Here is a 674-nt window from a genome sequence, read left to right as displayed (position 1 = left end):
AAAATTAAAACGACAAGTGCTAAACTTATTAGCTTTAAGAGTCGGTGCATATAATGTTGTAAATCACGTGTTAATATCTTCCAACCTGTTGTATCATCATGTTTGTATTTTGGATTATTTTGCAATTCAAAAGGAATATGAGAATTGCATAAAATTACAAAAATATTTGTTATTATTATCAAACCAAAAGAGGCAAATATCAAAATACTTTGGATAAAGTAGGGATTTTTTTTAATTCCTAAAAAACATAAAAATATAAAAGTTATAATACCAAACAAGGCTCTTAGCTGCTTATCTGTAAACATATTTATTTCCTGCGGTTTTCGATAATTTTTTGATCTCTTTATTGATCTCGTCTATAAGAGGTTCGTAATTGAGAACGCTTTTCGGAATACCACCCCCATAAATCCACGCTTTCACTTGAGCCTTGGTACTGTAATCAACTTTCTCAGGTATCTCATGATACTGACCACCGTCAAATTCTTCATATTCTCTTGTGCCATCATCATATTCGTAAAGATTGTAAAAATACTCTGCCACCCCTAATCCCCATGGTGCATATCCAACCGCTGTTGCAACGAACTTTTTTCCCCCCTTCTGTTTACGTTTTTTTAAAAACATTTGGTTTAATATCCCCTATCTAAATCCATAACTTTACCAATGGGTTTATTTGC

1 protein-coding gene and 1 pseudogene are annotated in these 674 nt (G+C 32.3%); both read right to left on the bottom strand.

All coding sequences use genetic code 11. From position 1 onward, the window contains the following. A pseudogene (locus ACFIO3_RS14845) lies at positions 1-305 on the bottom strand (hypothetical protein); the annotation flags it as partial. Next, a complete protein-coding gene (locus ACFIO3_RS14840) occupies positions 292-621 on the bottom strand; it encodes a hypothetical protein (protein ID WP_375687068.1) in 330 nt (109 codons plus the stop codon). The gene ACFIO3_RS14840 and the pseudogene ACFIO3_RS14845, both read right to left, overlap by 14 nt. Positions 622-674: the final 53 nt, after the last annotated feature.

Source organism: Bartonella sp. AD328YNZD, from assembly GCF_042196425.1.
This window is presented reverse-complemented; position numbering and strand designations above follow the sequence as displayed.

Coding starts and splice junctions, on each gene's coding strand:
- ACFIO3_RS14840 (WP_375687068.1), bottom strand. CDS start 621: ATGTTTTTAAAAAAACGTAAACAGAAGGGGGGAAAAAAGTTCGTTGCA.